This window comes from Pseudomonas sp. Choline-02u-1 (genome assembly GCF_002836515.1).
In the GTDB taxonomy this organism is placed as follows: Bacteria; Pseudomonadota; Gammaproteobacteria; order Pseudomonadales; family Pseudomonadaceae; genus Aquipseudomonas.
This window is the reverse complement of the sequence record NZ_PJBC01000014.1, coordinates 17,921-37,116: the sequence shown is the minus strand read 5'-3', so window position 1 is coordinate 37,116 and position 19,196 is coordinate 17,921. Positions and strand designations below refer to the sequence as shown.

Here is a 19,196-nt window from a genome sequence, read left to right as displayed (position 1 = left end):
GCAAGCGAGACAATGGGCCCATCAAAAATCGGGAGTACAGATATGACGGTCTGGCTGGTGGTGTCAATCCTGCTGGTAGTTTTAAGTCCGCTGGCATGGCTGCGCCCATCGCGTGCGCAGAGCGGTCGCATGGCCTTGCGTATGGAGGCGCGGCGCATGGGCCTCGCCATGCAACTCGCGCCCCAGGAGTGGCCGCACTGGCTGCTGCCGGAGCCGCCGAATCCTTGTGCCCAGTACCATCGGCCGCGGCGAGGCGGTCAGCCGGCGTGCTGGACCTACTGGCAGAAAACTCCGGGCGTGTGGGTCAATCAATGGCAGGAAGTCTGCGATGACCGGGCGCTGCTCGATTATTTCGAAAAATTGCCGGGCAATGTTTTCAAGGTCGAGGCGGACAAGCAGATGATCGCATTGTATTGGGGCGAGAAGGGTGAGGCGACGGTTCTGCAGGATATCGACGCGACCCTTAAAGCGCTGGCGTGATGCGTGGACTTTTCTCACTGCAACGGTGTGAAACGTCCGGCAGACGCGCATTAAAAAGCCCGACATGATTCATCGGGCGGGGTTGGCCAGGCAGGCCGGAAATAGTTTTTTCTGCTGACGCGGTTTCAAGCGCGCTGTGCATTTCCCAGTAGTCCCACCAGCGTAGCCCTTTAAACAAAGGCTGCGACGGATTAGGGCGATTTTTCTAATTATTGATTCTATGAATGGCTGGACATGCAAGTGCGTGTTGCAGGTCTACGCCCTACGGAAATGACCGCAAAGTCGCATTTCAACCGGTATTTTGGGCGATTGACAATTGCCGGGAATTCCGAGAAGGTGACGTACCCAAATCAAACGGGCGTATGAATTGAGCGTTTGTCTTACAGACTGCTCCTACAGAATCCCGACTATCGCGTTGGCGGGTGTGCCGGGTGGATTGGCGTTAGCATTGACGAAAAAGCGTCCTGCCGAGCCATTCGCCTGCGTCCGACGTGTACTGTTCAGCTTCCATATCGTGGAGATCAGTTGATGATTTACGAAGGTAAAGCCATCACGGTTAACGCTCTTGAAAGTGGCATCGTCGAATTGAAATTCGACCTCAAGGGTGAGTCCGTCAACAAGTTCAACCGTCTAACCCTGAACGAACTGCGTCAGGCCGTAGACACCATCAAGGCAGATGCTTCGATCAAGGGCGTGATCGTCAGCAGCGGCAAAGACGTATTCATCGTCGGCGCCGACATCACCGAATTTGTCGACAACTTCAAGCTGCCGGATGCCGAGCTGGTTGCTGGCAATCTCGAAGCCAACAAGATCTTCAGCGATTTCGAAGACCTCAACGTACCAACCGTCGCGGCCATCAACGGCATTGCCCTCGGTGGCGGTCTGGAAATGTGCCTGGCGGCTGACTATCGCGTCATGTCCACCAAGGCCAAGATCGGCCTGCCAGAAGTCAAGCTGGGCATTTACCCGGGCTTCGGCGGTACAGTGCGTCTACCGCGCCTGATTGGTGTCGATAACGCCATTGAGTGGATTGCCGCCGGCAAGGAAAACCGCCCTGAAGACGCGCTCAAAGTCAGCGCCGTCGACGCCGTGGTTGCCCCAGAGAAGTTGCAGGAAGCAGCCCTTGAGCTGATCAAGCGCGCCATCTCCGGCGAGTTCGATTACAAGGCCAAGCGTCAGCCGAAACTTGAAAAACTCAAGTTGAACGCCATTGAGCAAATGATGGCTTTCGAAACTGCCAAAGGCTTCGTGGCTGGCCAGGCCGGCCCGAACTACCCGGCGCCGGTCGAAGCGATCAAAACCATCCAGAAAGCCGCGAACTTCGGTCGTGACAAGGCACTGGAAGTGGAAGCAGCAGGCTTCGTCAAGCTGGCCAAGACCTCTGCCGCACAGAGCCTGATCGGCCTGTTCCTGAACGACCAGGAACTGAAGAAAAAAGCCAAGGCTTACGACGAAATCGCCAAAGACGTGAAGCAGGCCGCCGTACTCGGTGCCGGCATCATGGGCGGCGGTATCGCCTACCAGTCGGCCTCCAAAGGCACGCCGATCCTGATGAAGGACATCAACGAGCACGGCATCGAACAGGGCCTGGCAGAAGCTGCCAAGCTGCTGGTCGGCCGCGTTGACAAAGGTCGCATGACCGCTGCGAAGATGGCTGAAGTGCTCAACGGCATTCGCCCGACGCTGTCGTACGGTGACTTCGGTCACGTCGATCTGGTCGTCGAAGCGGTGGTCGAAAACCCTAAGGTCAAGCAAGCGGTACTGGCTGAAGTCGAAGACAAGGTCAAAGAGGACACCATCCTCGCGTCCAACACCTCGACTATCTCCATCAGCCTGTTGGCCAAGGCCCTCAAGCGTCCGGAAAACTTCGTTGGTATGCACTTCTTCAACCCGGTGCACATGATGCCGCTGGTGGAAGTGATCCGTGGCGAGAAGTCCAGCGAACTGGCCATCGCCACTACCGTGGCTTACGCGAAGAAAATGGGCAAGAACCCGATCGTCGTCAACGACTGCCCGGGCTTTCTGGTCAACCGCGTGCTGTTCCCTTACTTCGGCGGTTTCGCCAAGCTGGTCAGCGCCGGTGTCGACTTTGTCCGTATCGACAAGGTCATGGAGAAATTCGGCTGGCCAATGGGCCCGGCGTACCTGATGGACGTGGTCGGCATCGACACCGGTCATCACGGTCGTGACGTGATGGCTGAAGGTTTCCCGGATCGCATGAAGGATGACCGTCGTTCGGCCATCGACGTGCTGTACGAAGCCAAGCGCCTGGGCCAGAAGAACGGCAAGGGCTTCTACGTCTACGAGGCCGACAAGAAAGGCAAGCAGAAGAAAGTCGCCGACCCGTCGGTACTCGAAGTGCTCAAGCCGATCGTTTACGAGCAGCGCGAAGTCACTGACGAAGACATCATCAATTGGATGATGATCCCGCTGTGCCTGGAAACCGTGCGTTGCCTGGAAGACGGCATCGTTGAAACCGCCGCCGAAGCCGACATGGGTCTGGTTTACGGTATCGGTTTCCCTCCATTCCGTGGCGGTGCGCTGCGCTACATCGATTCGATCGGTGTCGCCGAGTTCGTTGCCCTGGCTGACCAGTACGCTGATTTGGGCGCGCTGTACCACCCGACCGAAAAGCTGCGCGAAATGGCCAAGAACGGCCAGAGCTTCTTCGGTTAAGCGCCCCCAACTAGAGTGAGAGTGAACTTATGAGCTTGAATCCTAGAGACGTCGTGATTGTCGACTTCGGTCGTACTCCGATGGGCCGCTCCAAGGGCGGCATGCACCGCAACACCCGCGCTGAAGACATGTCGGCGCACCTGATCAGCAAACTGCTGGAACGCAACAGCAAGGTCGACCCGGCGGAAGTCGAGGACGTGATCTGGGGTTGCGTCAACCAGACCCTGGAGCAGGGTTGGAACATCGCGCGCATGGCGTCGCTGATGACCCAGATCCCGCACACGTCTGCAGGCCAGACCGTCAGCCGACTGTGTGGCTCGTCGATGAGCGCGCTACACACCGCTGCGCAAGCGATCATGACCGGTAACGGTGACGTGTTCGTGGTCGGCGGCGTCGAGCACATGGGCCACGTGAGCATGATGCACGGTGTCGACCCTAACCCGCACATGTCGCTGTACGCGGCGAAAGCCTCGGGCATGATGGGTCTGACCGCTGAAATGCTCGGCAAAATGCATGGCATTACCCGCGAGCAGCAAGATGCTTTTGGCGTGCGTTCCCACCAGTTGGCCCACAAGGCAACCGTGGAAGGCAAGTTTAAAGACGAAATCATCCCGATGCAGGGTTACGACGAGAACGGTTTCCTGAAACTGTACGACTATGACGAAACCATTCGTCCGGAAACCACCCTGGAAAGTCTGGCGGCATTGAAGCCGGCATTCAATCCAAAGGGCGGCACCGTGACTGCAGGTACTTCGTCGCAGATCACCGATGGTGCCTCGTGCATGATCGTGATGTCGGCGCAGCGTGCACAGGACCTGGGTATCCAGCCAATGGCGGTGATCCGTTCGATGGCGGTGGCAGGTGTGGATCCGGCGATCATGGGCTATGGTCCTGTGCCGGCAACACAAAAAGCCCTCAAGCGTGCGGGTCTTGGCATCAACGATATCGACTTCTTCGAGCTCAACGAAGCTTTCGCTGCACAGGCCTTGCCAGTGCTGAAAGATCTGAAAGTGCTCGACAAGATGAACGAGAAGGTTAACCTGCACGGCGGCGCGATCGCTTTGGGTCACCCGTTCGGTTGCTCCGGTGCGCGTATTTCCGGCACCCTGCTGAACGTGATGAAGCAGAATAGCGGCACCTTCGGGGTGGCCACTATGTGCATTGGTCTCGGCCAAGGCATCTCCACCGTCTTCGAACGCGTTTAAGCGTCTCGTCGATGGAAGCCGGGGCCCAGTGCCCCGGTTTTTGTTTTTGGGTTTTTTATTTTATTTTCGAAAAGATTTCAGTGAGGGCCGAAGCATGCCGATACAACCTGGGCTCTACCAACATTACAAAGGTCCGCAATACCGTGTATTCAGTGTTGCGCGGCATTCCGAAACCGAAGAAGAAGTGGTCTTTTACCAAGCCCTGTATGGCGATTACGGCTATTGGGTGCGCCCGCTGAGCATGTTCGTCGAGTCGGTCGAGGTTGACGGCGAACAGGTGCCACGCTTTGCTTTGGTGCAAGCCGAACCGAGCGTTTTTGACAAGGCATGAGGCCAGGGCGCAGGCAACCCTGTGCTTGACCTCATCTTGTATCAACTATATATAGCGGTGCCGCGTCAGGCGCCAACCGCCTTTCACTTCTAGAATTCAGGAATTTTCTGATCCATGGGCAAATCGCTGGTCATTGTGGAATCCCCGGCTAAGGCCAAGACCATCAACAAGTATCTGGGCAACCAATACGTGGTGAAGTCGAGTATCGGCCATATCCGAGACCTGCCCACTAGCGGTTCGGCTAGCGCCAGCAAAGAGCCAGCCGCCAAGCGCGGCAAGGCGGCTGCGGGCGAAGGTCCGGTGCTCTCGCCGAAAGAGAAAGCGCGTAAGCAGCTGGTCTCGCGCATGGGCGTCGATCCCGAGCATGGCTGGAAAGCCAAGTACGAGATCCTTCCAGGCAAAGAGAAGGTCATCGAAGAGCTGCGCCGGCTCGCCAAGGATGCTGACACCATCTATCTCGCAACCGACTTGGATCGCGAGGGGGAAGCCATTGCCTGGCACCTGCGCGAAGCCATCGGTGGTGACGACAGCCGCTACAAGCGAGTGGTGTTCAACGAAATCACCAAGAAAGCGATTCAGGAAGCCTTCTCCGAACCGGGCGAGCTGGACATTGATCGTGTCAACGCCCAGCAGGCGCGTCGCTTCCTCGACCGCGTCGTCGGCTACATGGTCTCACCGCTGCTGTGGGCGAAGATTGCCCGCGGCCTGTCCGCCGGTCGCGTGCAATCGGTTGCCGTGAAGCTGGTGGTCGAGCGTGAGCGAGAAATCCGTGCGTTCATTCCGGAAGAATATTGGGAAGTGCACGCTGATCTCGGCACTGCCAAAGGCTCGACCGTGCGTTTCGAAGTGGCTCGCGAAAAAGGCGAAGCCTTCAAGCCGCTGAACGAAGCCCAGGCCATGGCCGCGCTGGAGAAGCTCAAGGCTTCCAGCTACAGCATCGTCAAGCGTGAAGACAAGCCGACCAGCAGCAAGCCATCAGCACCGTTCATCACGTCGACCTTGCAGCAGGCTGCGAGCAACCGTCTCGGTTTCGGCGTGAAGAAAACCATGATGATGGCCCAGCGTCTCTACGAAGCCGGCTACATCACTTACATGCGTACCGACTCGACCAATCTCTCGGCCGACGCCGTGGCGATGGCGCGCACTTACATCGAAGACGAATTCGGCAAGAAGTACCTGCCGGAGACACCGAACGTTTACAGCAGCAAAGAAGGCGCGCAAGAAGCTCACGAAGCGATTCGTCCGTCTGACGCCAATACCACGCCAAGCAAGCTGGCGGGCATGGAGCGTGATGCTGAGCGTCTGTATGAGCTGATCTGGCGCCAGTTCCTCGCCTGCCAGATGCTGCCGGCGCAATACCTGTCGACCACCGTCAGCGTCGGCGCTGGCGACTTCGAGCTGCGTGCCAAGGGCCGTATCCTCAAGTTCGATGGCTACACCCGCGTCATGCCGCAAATTGCCAAGCCTGGCGATGATGACGTACTGCCTGACATGGCGCAGGGCGATGTGATGAAGCTGATCAAGCTCGATCCGTCGCAGCATTTTACCAAGCCGCCGGCGCGTTACTCCGAAGCCAGTCTGGTCAAGGAAATGGAAAAACGCGGCATCGGTCGTCCTTCGACTTACGCTGCGATCATTTCGACTATTCAGGATCGCGGTTATGTAACGCTGCACAACCGTCGTTTCTATTCTGAAAAGATGGGCGACATTGTCACAGAGCGTCTGTCTGAAAGTTTCTCTAATCTCATGGACTACGGCTTCACCGCCGGCATGGAAGAGAACCTTGATGATGTGGCGCAGGGCGAGCGCGACTGGAAAAACGTGCTGGACGAGTTTTACGGCGACTTCAAGAAGAAACTCGAAGTAGCAGAGAACCCGGAAAGCGGCATGCGCGCTAACCAGCCGGTCATGACCGATATTCCGTGCACCACTTGCGGTCGTCCGATGCAGATCCGTACTGCCTCGACCGGCGTGTTCCTTGGTTGCTCGGGCTACAGCCTGCCGCCGAAAGAACGCTGCAAGGCAACGGTCAATCTGGTGCCGGGCGATGAAATCGCAGCGGACGACGAGGGCGAATCGGAATCGCTGGTACTGCGTGGCAAGCATCGCTGCCCGATCTGCAGCACGGCGATGGACGCCTACCTGCTGGACGAAAAGCGCAAGTTGCACATCTGTGGCAACAACCCGGATTGCGCCGGTTACGAAATCGAAGAAGGCAGCTATCGCATCAAGGGCTACGAAGGTCCGAGTCTGGAATGCGATAAATGCGGCAGCGAGATGCAGCTCAAGACCGGCCGTTTCGGCAAGTTTTTCGGCTGCACCAACCCTGAGTGCAAAAACACCCGCAAGCTGCTGAAGAGCGGTGATGCGGCGCCGCCGAAGATGGATCCGGTGAAGATGCCTGAGCTGAAATGCGAAAAGGTCAACGACACCTACATCTTGCGCGATGGCGCCTCCGGCCTGTTCCTGGCGGCCAGTCAGTTCCCGAAAAACCGCGAGACCCGTGCTCCGCTGGTGATCGAGATTCTGCCGCACAAGGACGAGATCGATCCGAAGTACCACTTCCTGTGTGAAGCTCCGCAGAAGGATCCTGATGGTCTGCCGGCGGTCATCCGCTACAGCCGCAAGACCAAGGAGCAATACGTGCAGACCGAAGTCGACGGCAAGCCGACTGGCTGGAAGGCGTATTACGACGGTGGCAAGTGGACAGTTGAAGACAAGCGCAGCGCGAAAGCCAAGGCTGAGTAAGCGTTAGTCTGAGCAGCGAAAAGGCCGCATGAAACCATAAGGATTTCATGCGGCCTTTTTGTTTTGCTTGCAGTGGTATCGGCTCATCCATGACACTGTTCGGCCTGTGTGAAGCAATTATTTCGTTGTGGAGGCTGCCGTCATGGCCCACGAACTCTATACCCGTACCAACCAGAAGATCTATTTCGCCGGCCTGTCACTGGAAGCTTTGGCTCATGCTGAAGAGGGGCGGGCGATGAATTCTCTGGCGCTGATCCAGGCCGGGCGTGAGTCAGCGTTGTTCCACCTCTATGGCGCACTGCTGGGTTTGTGTCATGAGATTGCCGGCTTTTACCGTCTGCCGCAGGCCCATACGCCGAGGGCGGAAGAGTTGCTGAAACGGGAAGTGCTGGAATCGATAGCGATCCCGGAGCTGGCGGAAATGGTCGAGCTGGCCGGGAACCCGGAAACCTGGCTGGCCAAATTGTTGGCGGCGCACGCGGCACTGTTTCAGCCGCCAAAGGTGCTACACAAACCGAAAGGCGACGTGACACAGCCGCTGATTCAAGCGATCAATCTTGATGAAGAACAAGCGCCAGAAGAATTGAGTCGAGAAGAGCTAGAGAGCTGGCGGCAAAACCTCAAAGGCTTGGCCATCAGATTCCGTGAAGGCTTGAACGAGTGCTGACGGGGTTTGATGCAGTGGTAATCTGAAACATGCTGCTGGTCAAGATCCCGAGCGGAGCTCGAATGATGTCTATATAATTGCTGCCTTTCGTGGAGAACAGACCTATATGCCAACGTCCTTTCTAGAAATTGTCGAGTTACCAGACGGCCGAATCGAACTGCGCAGGGCTGAGGACGAAGGTTCTCTGGTGACGCTGGATTTCTCCGAGGATGCCAAAGCGTTTCTGCAGGGTCAGCACGTTGAAATCGCCAAAGCGATGTTGAGCGTTGGCGTGCAAATGGCAGGTCGTATGGTTGAAGGCGAATTTGATAAGGAAGAAGGGCCGCGAGTTCTTCATTGACCCACGCTTTGGCCCTGTTTCAATCGCTTGCGCTATAAATCTGCTTCTCTGTCCCTGGAGAAGCTCTACGCTTCACACAGCGCGTATTACCAGGCAATTAACCCAAACGAATGTTCAGACTCTGAGCTTCGCCCGTACGTGCGGCGCTGATCAGTTGTTGTCGTGAATTGGCATTTAATGGGTTGAGCCAGGTCACTACGGTATGGCTGCGCCCCAGGCGCAACGCTTCGCACGCTAGTTGCTGAGCACTCTGCGTGCCACGCGGTTGCAGCAGCAGGATGCGTTCGCGGTTCAGACCCGCATCGCGCAGCCAGGTTTGCGTCAGGCTGGTGGGTGGTGCGATCAGTGTCAGCCAGCGAGCGTCCTGATCATCGCTGAGCTCACGCAGAATCGGCGCCAGCAGGTTCAGGCAGTTCCCGGCGGCACCACGCAGTGACAGCTCACTGAAAGCATCGGGTTTGGCGTTCCAGTCTCGCTCGACCACTTCTTTCAGAGTCGGCGCCATAGGCTGCGCCAGAAACGCTTCGAATAAAGGCAGTTGTGTTTGCTGAGGTGTATGTGGGAACTGCATGGAGCCTCCTTTAGCGGCGAATGACGCCGACACTCAAGCCTTCAATCACCAGTTCCTGATCTTTCAGGTCGACTTCGATAGGGGCAAACTCGGGGTTTTCGGCGATCAGCCAGACTTTGCTGCCTTCTCGTTTGAAGCGCTTGACCGTCACTTCGTCGCCGATACGCGCAACCACGACCTGGCCGTTACGTGCTTCACGAGTGGTATGAACCGCCAGCAGGTCACCGTCGAAAATGCCGATGTCCTTCATGCTCATACCGTGAACACGCAACAGGTAGTCGGCGCGCGGATGGAAGAAGGTCGGATTTATGTTGCAGGACTCTTCGATGTGCTGCTGGGCGAGGATCGGCGCGCCGGCAGCCACTCGGCCAATGATCGGCAGGGTGGAGTCATCGGCCTTGGCTTCGAAGCCAGGAATACGGATGCCGCGGGAAGCGCCCGGGGTCATCTCGATCGCGCCTTTGCGGGCCAGGGCCTTGAGATGTTCTTCCGCCGCGTTTGGCGATTTGAAACCCAATTCCTGAGCGATTTCCGCACGGGTGGGCGGATAGCCGTTGTCTTCGAGGCAACGTTTGATGAAGGCCAGAATCTCGGCTTGGCGTGGCGTCAGCTTTAGCATATTGATCGCTCTGTCTTTTTATACAGTGACTGGGATTATATACAGTGAAGCGGTCTTGGCAATGGGCGTTTTTTTGCCTCCCGCCGAGCGGTCGCGAAGGGCGCTTATTAATGCTGGCGCCTTGTGTGGTTAAATAGCTGACCGACCATTCCCAAAACGAACCGGCAGGCTTGACAAGGCTTAGGCTGAAACGTATGTTTCAAACAAGTGTTTGTCAGGCGGAGTAGCCATGGCCCAGTCGGAAACCGTTGAACGCATTCTTGATGCTGCCGAGCAGTTGTTCGCGGAGAAAGGATTCGCTGAAACCTCATTGCGTTTGATCACCAGCAAAGCTGGCGTCAATCTGGCTGCGGTGAATTATCACTTCGGCTCGAAAAAGGCGCTGATTCAAGCTGTGTTCTCGCGCTTCCTCGGTCCGTTCTGCGTCAGTCTTGACAAAGAGCTGGAGCGCCGCCAGGCCAAGCCGGAAAACAAGCCGACGCTTGAAGAGCTGCTGGAAATCCTCGTCGAGCAAGCGCTCGTCGTCCAGCCTCGCAGCGGTAACGATCTGTCGATCTTCATGCGCTTGCTCGGCCTCGCGTTCAGTCAGAGCCAGGGTCACTTGCGGCGTTATCTGGAAGACATGTACGGCAAGGTGTTCCGCCGCTACATGCTGCTGGTCAACGAGGCGGCGCCGCGCATTCCACCAATCGAGCTGTTCTGGCGCGTGCACTTCATGCTCGGCGCTGCAGCGTTCAGCATGTCCGGGATCAAGGCCTTGCGAGCGATTGCCGAGACCGATTTCGGCGTCAATACCTCCATCGAGCAAGTCATGCGCCTGATGGTGCCTTTCCTCGCGGCCGGCATGCGCGCCGAGACCGGCGTTACTGATACCGCAATGGCCAGCGCGCAATTGCGGCCGCGCAGCAAGTCCATGCCGGTCGCCGCCAAGGTTTGACCGCGCACGGGTGGGCGCGGCAGCTGGTATCCGCTAAGCTAGCCGGCCATGCCGACTCTCGTACTGAACCCGATCTGCATGAATTCTGTTGGCCGTCCCGGCGCTGCCCGTGGTAGCGAACACAGGCGGATCGGGTTTTTCGTTTTCAAGGAATCTCTATGACTGCTGGCCTGCAAGGCTCGTTGATGGTGGACGTCGCCGGTACCTGGCTGACGGCCGAAGATCGCCAATTGTTGCGTCAGCCCGAAGTGGGCGGCCTGATCATTTTTGCCCGTAACATCGAGCATTCACGCCAGGTGCGCGAACTCAGCGCCGCGATCCGCGCGATTCGTCCGGACCTGTTGCTGGCGGTGGACCAGGAAGGCGGGCGCGTGCAGCGCTTGCGTCAGGGATTTGTTCGTCTGCCGGCCATGCGCGCCATCGCCGATAACCCGAATGCAGAGTATCTCGCCGAGCAGTGCGGCTGGATCATGGCTACCGAAGTGCTGGCGGTCGGGCTCGACCTTAGTTTCGCCCCGGTGCTGGATCTGGACTATCAGCGCAGCGCCGTGGTCGGCACCCGTTCATTCGAAGGCGATCCCGAGCGCGCAGCCTTGCTCGCCGGTGCATTCATTCGCGGCATGAACAGCGCTGGCATGGCCGCCACCGGCAAACATTTCCCGGGCCACGGCTGGGCCGAAGCCGACTCCCACGTGGCGATCCCGAACGACGAACGCAGTCTCGACGAGATCCGCGCCAACGATCTCGTGCCCTTCGCCAGACTCAGTCAACAACTGGCCGCCGTTATGCCGGCCCACGTCATCTATCCGCAAGTCGATTCACAGCCCGCCGGTTTTTCCCGACGCTGGCTGCAGGACATCCTGCGCGGCGAATTGCAGTTCGATGGCGTGATCTTCAGCGATGATCTGTCGATGGCCGGCGCCCACGTGGTCGGCGACGCTGCCAGCCGTATCGAAGCCGCACTCACTGCGGGCTGCGATATGGGGCTGGTCTGCAACGATCGCGCCGCTGCCGAACTGGCGCTAAGCGCGGCGCAGCGCATGAAGGTCAAGCCTTCCGCGCGCATCGCGAAGATGCGCGGTCAGGCCTTTGCCAGCACTGATTATCGTCAGGACCCGCGTTGGCTCACCGCCCTCGGCGCGCTCAAAGACGCTCAACTGATCGATTAAGGATTTTTCGTTATGACCGTTTACGCAATCATCGGTGGCACTGGCCTGACTCAGCTCGAAGGCCTGAGCATTCGCCAATCGCTGGCAGTCGACACCCCGTACGGCGCGCCTTCGGCCGAGGTGCAGATTGGTGAGTACGCCGGCAAGGAAGTGCTGTTCCTCGCCCGTCACGGTCACCCGCATCGCTTCCCGCCGCACAAGGTCAATTACCGCGCCAACCTCTGGGCGCTGAAGCAGGCGGGTGCGGAAGCGATCATCGCGGTGAATGCAGTGGGCGGGATTCACCCGGCCATGGGTACCGGGCATTTTTGCGTGCCGCACCAGATCGTCGACTACACCAGCGGGCGCGAACACACTTATTTCGCTGACGATCTGGAACACGTCACCCACATCGATTTCAGCTTTCCCTACAGCGAGCCGTTGCGCCAGCAACTGATTGCCGCGGTCGCCGCCGAAGGCTGCGAATACAGCGATCAAGGCGTGTACGCCTGCACCCAGGGCCCGCGTCTGGAAACGGTCGCCGAGATCGTGCGACTGGAGCGTGATGGCTGCGACATCGTTGGCATGACCGGCATGCCGGAAGCCGCGCTGGCCCGGGAGTTGGATCTGGATTACGCCTGCCTGGCGCTGGTGGTGAATCCAGCCGCGGGCAAGACCACAGAAGTGATCACCATGGCCGAAATCGAGCAGGCACTGCACGATGGCATGGGCAAGGTAAAATCAACGCTGGCGCGGGTGCTGGTCAGCTAACGACTGCCCATGAGCATTTTCATCGAGCGGCTCAAAGGGCTGACATGGACCCACGCATTCAGTAGCAAGGCGTTGGCCAAGGCCCGCGCTTATGCCGCCGATGATCGGGTCGAGATCCTCGAGATCGATGACAAGAAGATAGAGGCGTTTTGCGTCGGCTCGCAACTTCAGGCGTATGAGCAAAGCATCTACCTGTCCGAAGATCGGCTGGGGTCGGTAAACCTGCGTTGCCTATGCAGCTGTCCTGTTGCAATCGACTGCAAGCACTGCGCTGCGGTGCTCTATCACCTGCTGGGCACTGGCCAGGATGCGTCTGGAAGTGACGCGCAGACGCCGTTGGGACGAGCGCTGGAGCACTGGCTTTCGACAATTCCCGTGCCGGCCAAGCCCGCTGAAGAAAGTGCGCAAACCGCAGGCACGCAACTGTTTTACAAGCTCAAACCGACGTCTGCGAACGGCAAGTGGCTGCTCGATATTTTCAAGGTCCACCAGCTCAAAAGCGGCGAGTTACGCGAGTTCAAGCCGATGTACTCGCTCTCGGAAATGCTCATGCGCCAGCCCGGCTACCTGTCTGAGCTGGATCTGCGCATCGCCCGGCTGTTGGTCGCCATGCATTCCCATCACGCCTATTACAGCGGCTATCCGCTGGAAGGCAGCAGTGGCGCCGAACTGCTGGAAATGCTCCTGCGCACCTCGCGGCTGTTCCTCGACTTCGAAGACCTGCGAGCGCTGACACCGGGGGCGAAACGCGTGGGTCAGTTCTATTGGGCTGAGCAGGCCGATGGCGGATTCCGCGCGCAATGGAGCAGTGCCGAAGCTGCGCAGGAAACCGTGCTGGCGCTGGAGCCGCTTTATTACCTCGATCGTGAACGGCGACAGGTTGGCCCGCTGTTCACTGAGCTGGAAGTAAAGCTCGCCTGCCATTTGACCCAGGCGCCAGATATTCCGGCGCATCAGGCCATGCAGTTCAGCCATCGCATGAGCGCGGCAACCCAAATTGCGCCACCACACAAGCTCACCGAACGGATCATCGATGACGTGCTGCCGCAGCCGCAACTGACCTTGGTCAGCGGTCGAGAACGCTCGCGCTGGGAGTCTGTGCTGGAGCACCGCGCCGCTCTGCTGTTTACCTACGACGGTCATCCGGCGGTGGATCGCAACCCGGAAGTCATGATCCTCAACGGCAGCGAAACTCAGCGCATTCAGCGTCAACCTGCGCTGGAAAAGAAGCTGCGCCAGAACCTGCAAAAACATGGCTTCAAGAAAGCCACGCGCAAGAGTGCAATGGATCGTCCCGGCGAGATGTTTACCTTGCCGGATGATTCCGCCTGGCTCGGGTTCATGCACGAAGGGCTGGCCACACTGCGCGCCGCAGATTGGAAAATCGAGTTCAGTCCCGGTTTCCATTTCGATGTACAACCGGTTGAACAGTGGTACGCCGAGGTCGAAGAAGAGGCCACGCATCAGTGGTTTGATCTGCAGTTGGGCATCGTCGTCAGTGGCGAGCGCTACAGCTTGCTGCCGATCCTTCTGCATCTGTTGCGGACCCAGCCGCGCTTGCTCGACCCGGTAAATCTGGCGCAGCGCAGCGATGACGAAAGACTCCTGATAGAGCTCAAGCCCAGCGGTTTTGGCGAACCGGCGGGCGCCAAAGTCGCGTTGCCGCTGAGTCGGGTGAAACCGCTGATGGCGACGCTGGGCGAGCTGTACCTGGGCGGCCATCAGGGTGATGCGCTGCGCTTGACCGCTCCAGACGCCGCGCGCCTGAGTATGCTCGATGGCGTGCCGCTGGATTGGCAGGGCGGCGAACGTCTGCGTACTTTTTCCAAACGTCTGCAGAATTCGAGCCACGCCCACGTTGCTGCGCCGGCCGGCCTCAACGCGCAACTGCGCCCGTATCAACTCGAAGGCTTGAACTGGATGCAGACCCTGCGCGAGTTGGAGGTCGGCGGCATTCTGGGCGATGACATGGGCCTGGGCAAAACCCTGCAGACCCTGGCGCATCTGCTCACGGAAAAACACGCCGGGCGTCTGGAGTGTCCGGCACTGGCGGTGATGCCCACCAGCCTGATTCCCAATTGGCTCGACGAGGCCGAGCGTTTCACGCCGCAGTTGAAAATCCTGGCGCTGCACGGGGCAGGGCGGCAAAAAGACTTCGCCAATCTTGCCGGATACGACTTGGTGCTGACCACTTACGCATTGCTGCCCAGGGATCTGGAGATCTTGCAGCCGCAGTCGTGGAGCGTGCTGATTATCGACGAGGCGCAGAACATCAAGAACCCGCTGAGCAAAGCCGCCCAGGCCGCCCGTGACTTGCAAGCCCGTCAGCGCTTGTGTTTGAGCGGTACGCCGCTGGAAAACCACCTCGGTGAGCTGTGGTCACAGTTCCATTTCCTCATGCCCGGCTGGCTCGGCGACAGCAAATCCTTCAACCGCGATTACCGCACACCGATCGAGAAACACGGCAATGTGCAGCGAATGCAGCACCTGACCGCACGCATCAAGCCGTTTTTGCTGCGGCGCAAGAAGGATCAGGTCGCCACCGAGTTGCCACCGAAAACCGAGATCATTCATTGGGTCGAACTCAGCGATGGTCAGCGCGACGTCTATGAGACGGTGCGTGTGGCGATGGACAAAAAGGTCCGCGACGAAATCGCCCGCAGTGGCGTGGCGCGCAGTCAGATCATCATCCTCGATGCGCTGCTCAAGCTGCGTCAGGTCTGCTGCGATCTGCGCCTCGTCAATATGCCGCTCACGGCGAAGGCGTTGCGCTCGGGCAGCGGCAAGCTGATCAGCTTGATGGAGATGCTCGAGGAATTGCTCGGCGAAGGTCGGCGCATCCTGCTGTTCTCGCAGTTCACCTCGATGTTGGCGCTGATCGAGCAGGAGTTGCAGCAGCGCGGGCTCGGTTATTCGCTGCTGACCGGCGACACCACCGACCGGCGTACGCCGGTCAAGGATTTCCAGGGCGGCAAGGTGCCGTTGTTCCTGATCAGCCTCAAGGCCGGCGGCACTGGTCTGAACCTGATGGCGGCGGACACGGTGATTCACTTCGATCCGTGGTGGAACCCGGCGGTGGAGAATCAGGCGACTGATCGGGCGTATCGCATCGGGCAGAACAATCCGGTGTTCGTCTACAAGTTGATTGCCAAAGGCACCGTCGAAGAGAAGATCCAGGCGTTGCAGCAGGAGAAAGCGGCGCTGGCCGGGGCGGTACTGGAGGGTGGCACGACGGGCGGATTCAAACTGGAACAGAGTGATATCGAGGCGCTGTTTGCGCCGTTGCCGGTTACCAAAGGTTGAAGGGTTTGAACCGCGGTGTGGCCATTCGCGAGCAGGCTCGCTCCCACATTTGATCTTCAGTGAATCTGGATCGTGTGGGAGCGAGCCTGCTCGCGAAAAGCTATCTAACCAGCAACGCCGCTTTCAACGCTTGTCGATCTTGTCCGGCAGCGGCGCAAACAGCGCTTCAATATCATCGCTCTGCAACTTCCAGTCCCCGGCTTTACGTCCATCCAGCACGCCCGCTGCAAGGTCGGACTTTTCCTTCTGCAGGTGCTGAATCTTTTCTTCCACCGTGCCCCGGGCAATCATCTTGTACACGAACACCGGTTTTTCCTGGCCGATGCGATAGGCGCGGTCAGTCGCCTGATTCTCGGTCGCAGGGTTCCACCACGGGTCGTAGTGAATCACGGTATCGGCTTCGGTCAGGTTCAAGCCGACGCCGCCAGCCTTCAGACTGATCAGAAAGATCTGACGCTTGCCGCTCTGGAATTCCTTCACCGGTGTGCGCCGGTCACGGGTCTGGCCAGTGAGCAGGGCGTACGCGATCTTGCGTTTTTTCAATTCCTCTTCGATCAATGACAGCATCGAAGTGAATTGCGAGAACAGCAGAATCCGCCGGCCTTCCTCGAACAATTCATCGAGCATGTCCATCAGACTATCGAGCTTGCCCGAGGTGCTGCCGCGCGCGGGCAGGGTGGCGTCGTTGACCAGGCGCAGATCGCAGCAGACCTGGCGCAGCTTGAGCAATGCTTCGAGAATGATGATCTGGCTGCGTGCCACGCCTTTGCGAGTGATCTCGTCACGGACTTTCTTGTCCATCGCCAAACGCATGGTTTCGTACACGTCGCGTTGCGCTTCGTTGAGTTCGACCCAATGGATGATCTCGGTTTTCGGCGGCAGCTCAGTGGCGACCTGCTCTTTGGTGCGGCGCAGAAGAAACGGTTTTATCCGACCGTTGAGGTGTTGCAGTCTGACTTCGCTGCCGCGCTTTTCGATCGGCACGCGGTAATCGGCATTGAAGCCTTTCACGTCGCCCAGCCAGCCCGGCAACAGAAAGTGAAACAGCGACCACAGCTCGCCCAAATGGTTTTCCAGCGGTGTACCGCTGAGGCACAGACGCTGGCGCGCATTCAGCTCGCGCGCGGCCTGAGCGGCTTTACTGTTGGGGTTCTTGATGTATTGCGCTTCGTCCAACACCAATACGTGCAGCGGCTGCATGACCAGGCGTTCGACATCTTTGGGCAGCAGGGCGTAGGTGGTGAGGAGCAAGTCGAAGTCGGCCAGATTATCGAAATGTTTCTTGCGGCTGGCGCCATATAGGGCGAGCACTTTCAGTTGCGGGGTGAAATGCGCAGCCTCATCCAGCCAGTTGGGAATCAGGCTGGTCGGCATCACTACCATGCAGGGACGATCGAGGCGTCCGGCGTTCTTCTCGCTGAGAATATGCGCCAGGGTCTGTAGGGTTTTGCCCAGGCCCATGTCGTCCGCGAGAATGCCGCCGACTTCCAGTTGCCGCAGCGATTGCATCCAGCTCAAGCCTTCGAGCTGATAAGGGCGCAAAGTTGCATTCAGACCGTCTGGCGCTTGGGCGCTGAAGTCGCGAATGTCGCGCAAACGCTGAGCGAGCGTGCGGATCTGCTCGCCGCCTTCCCAAAGCAACGGCAGGCTTTCCAGCGAATTGAGCCGGGTGGCGTCAGCCTTGCTCAGGCGCAGGGTGGTTTCGCCCGGCTCCTGCAAATAGAACTCGCCCAGCGTCATCAATACCGGCTTCAAGCGGCCAAGCGGCAGCGCCACTTGCAACGGCCCATGCTCGCTGGTGCGTTGCGGAATGTTCACCAGAATCAGCTCGTCATCGCGACGACGGGCCAGGCGCTCCGGGTTGAGAATCTCGGCGTGCGAGCGCATCAGGTTCAGCAAAATCGGCAGCAGGCTCAGGCGTTCACCGTTGACGATGATGCCCAGTTCCAGATCGAACCAGTCGCGCTCCGGCGCCTGTTCGACCGTGGCGTACCAGTCGTCGACGGCGGTCAGGTCGAAGCCGAATTCTTCATCGATCTGCAACTCCCAGCCCTGGCTGCGCAACTTTGGCAGGTCATTCAGAGTGAAGGTCAGCCAGGCGCTGTCGTTGACCATTTCATACAGTTCGCCGGCGCTTTCCGGCAGCGCTTTGCTCTGCCGGGTGGCGATGCGGAAACCGAGGATGCGCAACTGTTCGCGGTAGGACTGTTCGACATCCGGGTGGCGTTTTATCCGCAGGGTCTGGGCTTCCTGACGGATCAGGATATCGCTGTGTTTTTGCCCGCTGACGTATTCGTCCAGATAGCTGAACGACAGCGCCGCGCGGTGTTGAATGTAGCGCTGCATCTTGCCGTTGCGCGGCTCGAAGGCGCTGAACTCGGCGCTCGCCAGCCACAGGCGCGGCACCGGTTGCACATTATCCACCAGTACCTGTGGCGGCGCTTTCGGGCTGCGGTTCTCCAGCACGGCCTGGAGTTTTTCCAGCAGTTCGGCATCTTTCGCGGCGGCGGGGTAGTCGAGGGTTTCCTGGATTTTCAGCAGCACCGCAGCGCAGTGTTTGCAGTTGCTGCGCACCGGGCAGGTGCAGGTGGCGTCGACCAGTAGCAGGGTGGCTTTGGCCGATTCGCGCAGATGGATGGTCTGCCGGTAAACGCTACCGCCAGAACCTTCGCAACTGGCGGTGATGGTCGCATCGCCGATCTGGGCGATGCGCACTCGATTCTCCAAAGCGTAGCGGCGGCCGCGCTCCAGACTCTGTTCTTTGAATCGGCTGACCCACGACGGGGCCAGCGGTTTGCTCAGGGGTGGCGGCATAAGGACTTCGATCAGTCCGGCACGACTTCAGGCGCTTCGCGAGGCGCTGGTGCGGTCAGGGAAGTGATCTTGATCAGCAGCGCCAAGTGGCCGTTGTCGAGGTAGTTGAGCTGGCCGTTCTTGGTATGGCTGTCCTGACGCAGACGCTCACTGGCCGTCACCAGGCCATTGGCGTCGATCTGATTGACCCAGAAATCGGCGGTCACGTCGGTGAAACGGCCGAGTTTCATTTCCAGCGTGCCCTCGATGGGGAACTGGCCGAACTGTTCCTGACCTTCGCTCACTGCAACTTTCGCCGGCGCTTCGCCGAGGGTCTGCTGCCAGGCTTTGTGCATCAGCACGGTGTACTCGCCGCTGGCGGTGAGTTTGCTCACTACATCATTCAGCGCCGGCGTGCGCTGGCTGTCGTTGCCCAGACGCTGAGCGCCAGCCGCCCAGTCTTCCGGGGCGGCGCGGCTGACAATCGCTGGCACGGCATTCTGGCGCACCAGGATCATTTCGACCTGATAAGTGTCATCGGCAAACGCCGTCGGTGCTGCAAGTGCGAGCAACAAAGTCACAGAGCGAAACAGGCGCATTGGGCGTC

The 19,196-nt window shown here is 58.9% G+C and carries 15 protein-coding genes; 11 read left to right on the top strand and 4 right to left on the bottom strand.

The features are described from left to right. Positions 1-42: 42 nt before the first annotated feature. From CXF97_RS12620 to CXF97_RS12585, 7 genes are all read left to right on the top strand, one after another. Positions 43-480 (top strand): hypothetical protein, encoded by a 438-nt coding sequence (locus tag CXF97_RS12620; RefSeq protein ID WP_101158771.1) that lies wholly within the window; start codon positions 43-45, stop codon positions 478-480. A 528-nt stretch (positions 481-1,008) separates the two neighbouring features. Then, complete coding sequence (fadB, locus tag CXF97_RS12610; RefSeq protein WP_101158770.1) at positions 1,009-3,156, top strand: fatty acid oxidation complex subunit alpha FadB; 2,148 nt, start codon at positions 1,009-1,011, stop codon at positions 3,154-3,156. A 29-nt stretch (positions 3,157-3,185) separates the two neighbouring features. Continuing rightward, positions 3,186-4,361 (top strand): acetyl-CoA C-acyltransferase FadA, encoded by a 1,176-nt coding sequence (gene fadA / locus CXF97_RS12605; protein WP_016775495.1) that lies wholly within the window; start codon positions 3,186-3,188, stop codon positions 4,359-4,361. A 94-nt stretch (positions 4,362-4,455) separates the two neighbouring features. After that, positions 4,456-4,692 (top strand): DUF1653 domain-containing protein, encoded by a 237-nt coding sequence (locus CXF97_RS12600; RefSeq protein WP_101158769.1) that lies wholly within the window; start codon positions 4,456-4,458, stop codon positions 4,690-4,692. A 114-nt stretch (positions 4,693-4,806) separates the two neighbouring features. After that, the gene (gene topA, locus CXF97_RS12595; protein ID WP_101158768.1) at positions 4,807-7,440 is read left to right on the top strand and encodes a type I DNA topoisomerase; all 2,634 of its coding nucleotides are present in this window, start codon (positions 4,807-4,809) and stop codon (positions 7,438-7,440) included. A gap of 142 nt (positions 7,441-7,582) precedes the next feature. Further along, positions 7,583-8,107 (top strand): DUF6586 family protein, encoded by a 525-nt coding sequence (locus CXF97_RS12590; protein ID WP_101158767.1) that lies wholly within the window; start codon positions 7,583-7,585, stop codon positions 8,105-8,107. Positions 8,108-8,213: 106 nt separating this feature from the next. Further along, complete coding sequence (locus CXF97_RS12585; RefSeq protein ID WP_003226592.1) at positions 8,214-8,447, top strand: hypothetical protein; 234 nt, start codon at positions 8,214-8,216, stop codon at positions 8,445-8,447. 97 nt (positions 8,448-8,544) lie between these two features. Here the strand turns inward: CXF97_RS12585 and sulA are convergent, their stop codons facing one another. Beyond that, positions 8,545-9,018 carry an SOS-induced cell division inhibitor SulA gene (sulA, locus tag CXF97_RS12580; RefSeq protein WP_101158766.1) on the bottom strand — a complete coding sequence of 158 codons (474 nt, stop codon included), beginning with the start codon at positions 9,016-9,018 and terminating at the stop codon, positions 8,545-8,547. A gap of 10 nt (positions 9,019-9,028) precedes the next feature. Next, positions 9,029-9,637 carry a transcriptional repressor LexA gene (gene lexA, locus CXF97_RS12575; protein ID WP_016775490.1) on the bottom strand — a complete coding sequence of 203 codons (609 nt, stop codon included), beginning with the start codon at positions 9,635-9,637 and terminating at the stop codon, positions 9,029-9,031. A 229-nt stretch (positions 9,638-9,866) separates the two neighbouring features. Between lexA and CXF97_RS12570 the strand changes: the two genes are divergently transcribed. The 4 genes from CXF97_RS12570 (at position 9,867) to CXF97_RS12555 (ending at position 15,796) form a co-directional block, all read left to right on the top strand. Beyond that, positions 9,867-10,574: a TetR/AcrR family transcriptional regulator gene (locus CXF97_RS12570; RefSeq protein ID WP_016775489.1), complete on the top strand. Its 708-nt coding sequence runs from the start codon at positions 9,867-9,869 to the stop codon at positions 10,572-10,574. 158 nt (positions 10,575-10,732) lie between these two features. Beyond that, positions 10,733-11,743 (top strand): beta-N-acetylhexosaminidase, encoded by a 1,011-nt coding sequence (nagZ, locus tag CXF97_RS12565; RefSeq protein WP_101158765.1) that lies wholly within the window; start codon positions 10,733-10,735, stop codon positions 11,741-11,743. Positions 11,744-11,755: 12 nt separating this feature from the next. Beyond that, a complete protein-coding gene (locus CXF97_RS12560; RefSeq protein WP_101158764.1) occupies positions 11,756-12,493 on the top strand; it encodes an S-methyl-5'-thioinosine phosphorylase in 738 nt (245 codons plus the stop codon). Between the two features lie 9 nt (positions 12,494-12,502). Further along, positions 12,503-15,796 (top strand): DEAD/DEAH box helicase, encoded by a 3,294-nt coding sequence (locus tag CXF97_RS12555; protein ID WP_101158763.1) that lies wholly within the window; start codon positions 12,503-12,505, stop codon positions 15,794-15,796. 123 nt (positions 15,797-15,919) lie between these two features. Here the strand turns inward: CXF97_RS12555 and CXF97_RS12550 are convergent, their stop codons facing one another. Together CXF97_RS12550 and CXF97_RS12545 are read right to left on the bottom strand one after the other, a co-directional pair. Continuing rightward, entirely contained in the window at positions 15,920-18,610 is a 2,691-nt protein-coding gene (locus tag CXF97_RS12550; RefSeq protein ID WP_101158762.1) for a DEAD/DEAH box helicase, read from the bottom strand. Positions 18,611-18,621: 11 nt separating this feature from the next. Continuing rightward, a complete protein-coding gene (locus CXF97_RS12545; protein ID WP_101158761.1) occupies positions 18,622-19,188 on the bottom strand; it encodes a CsiV family protein in 567 nt (188 codons plus the stop codon). Positions 19,189-19,196: the final 8 nt, after the last annotated feature.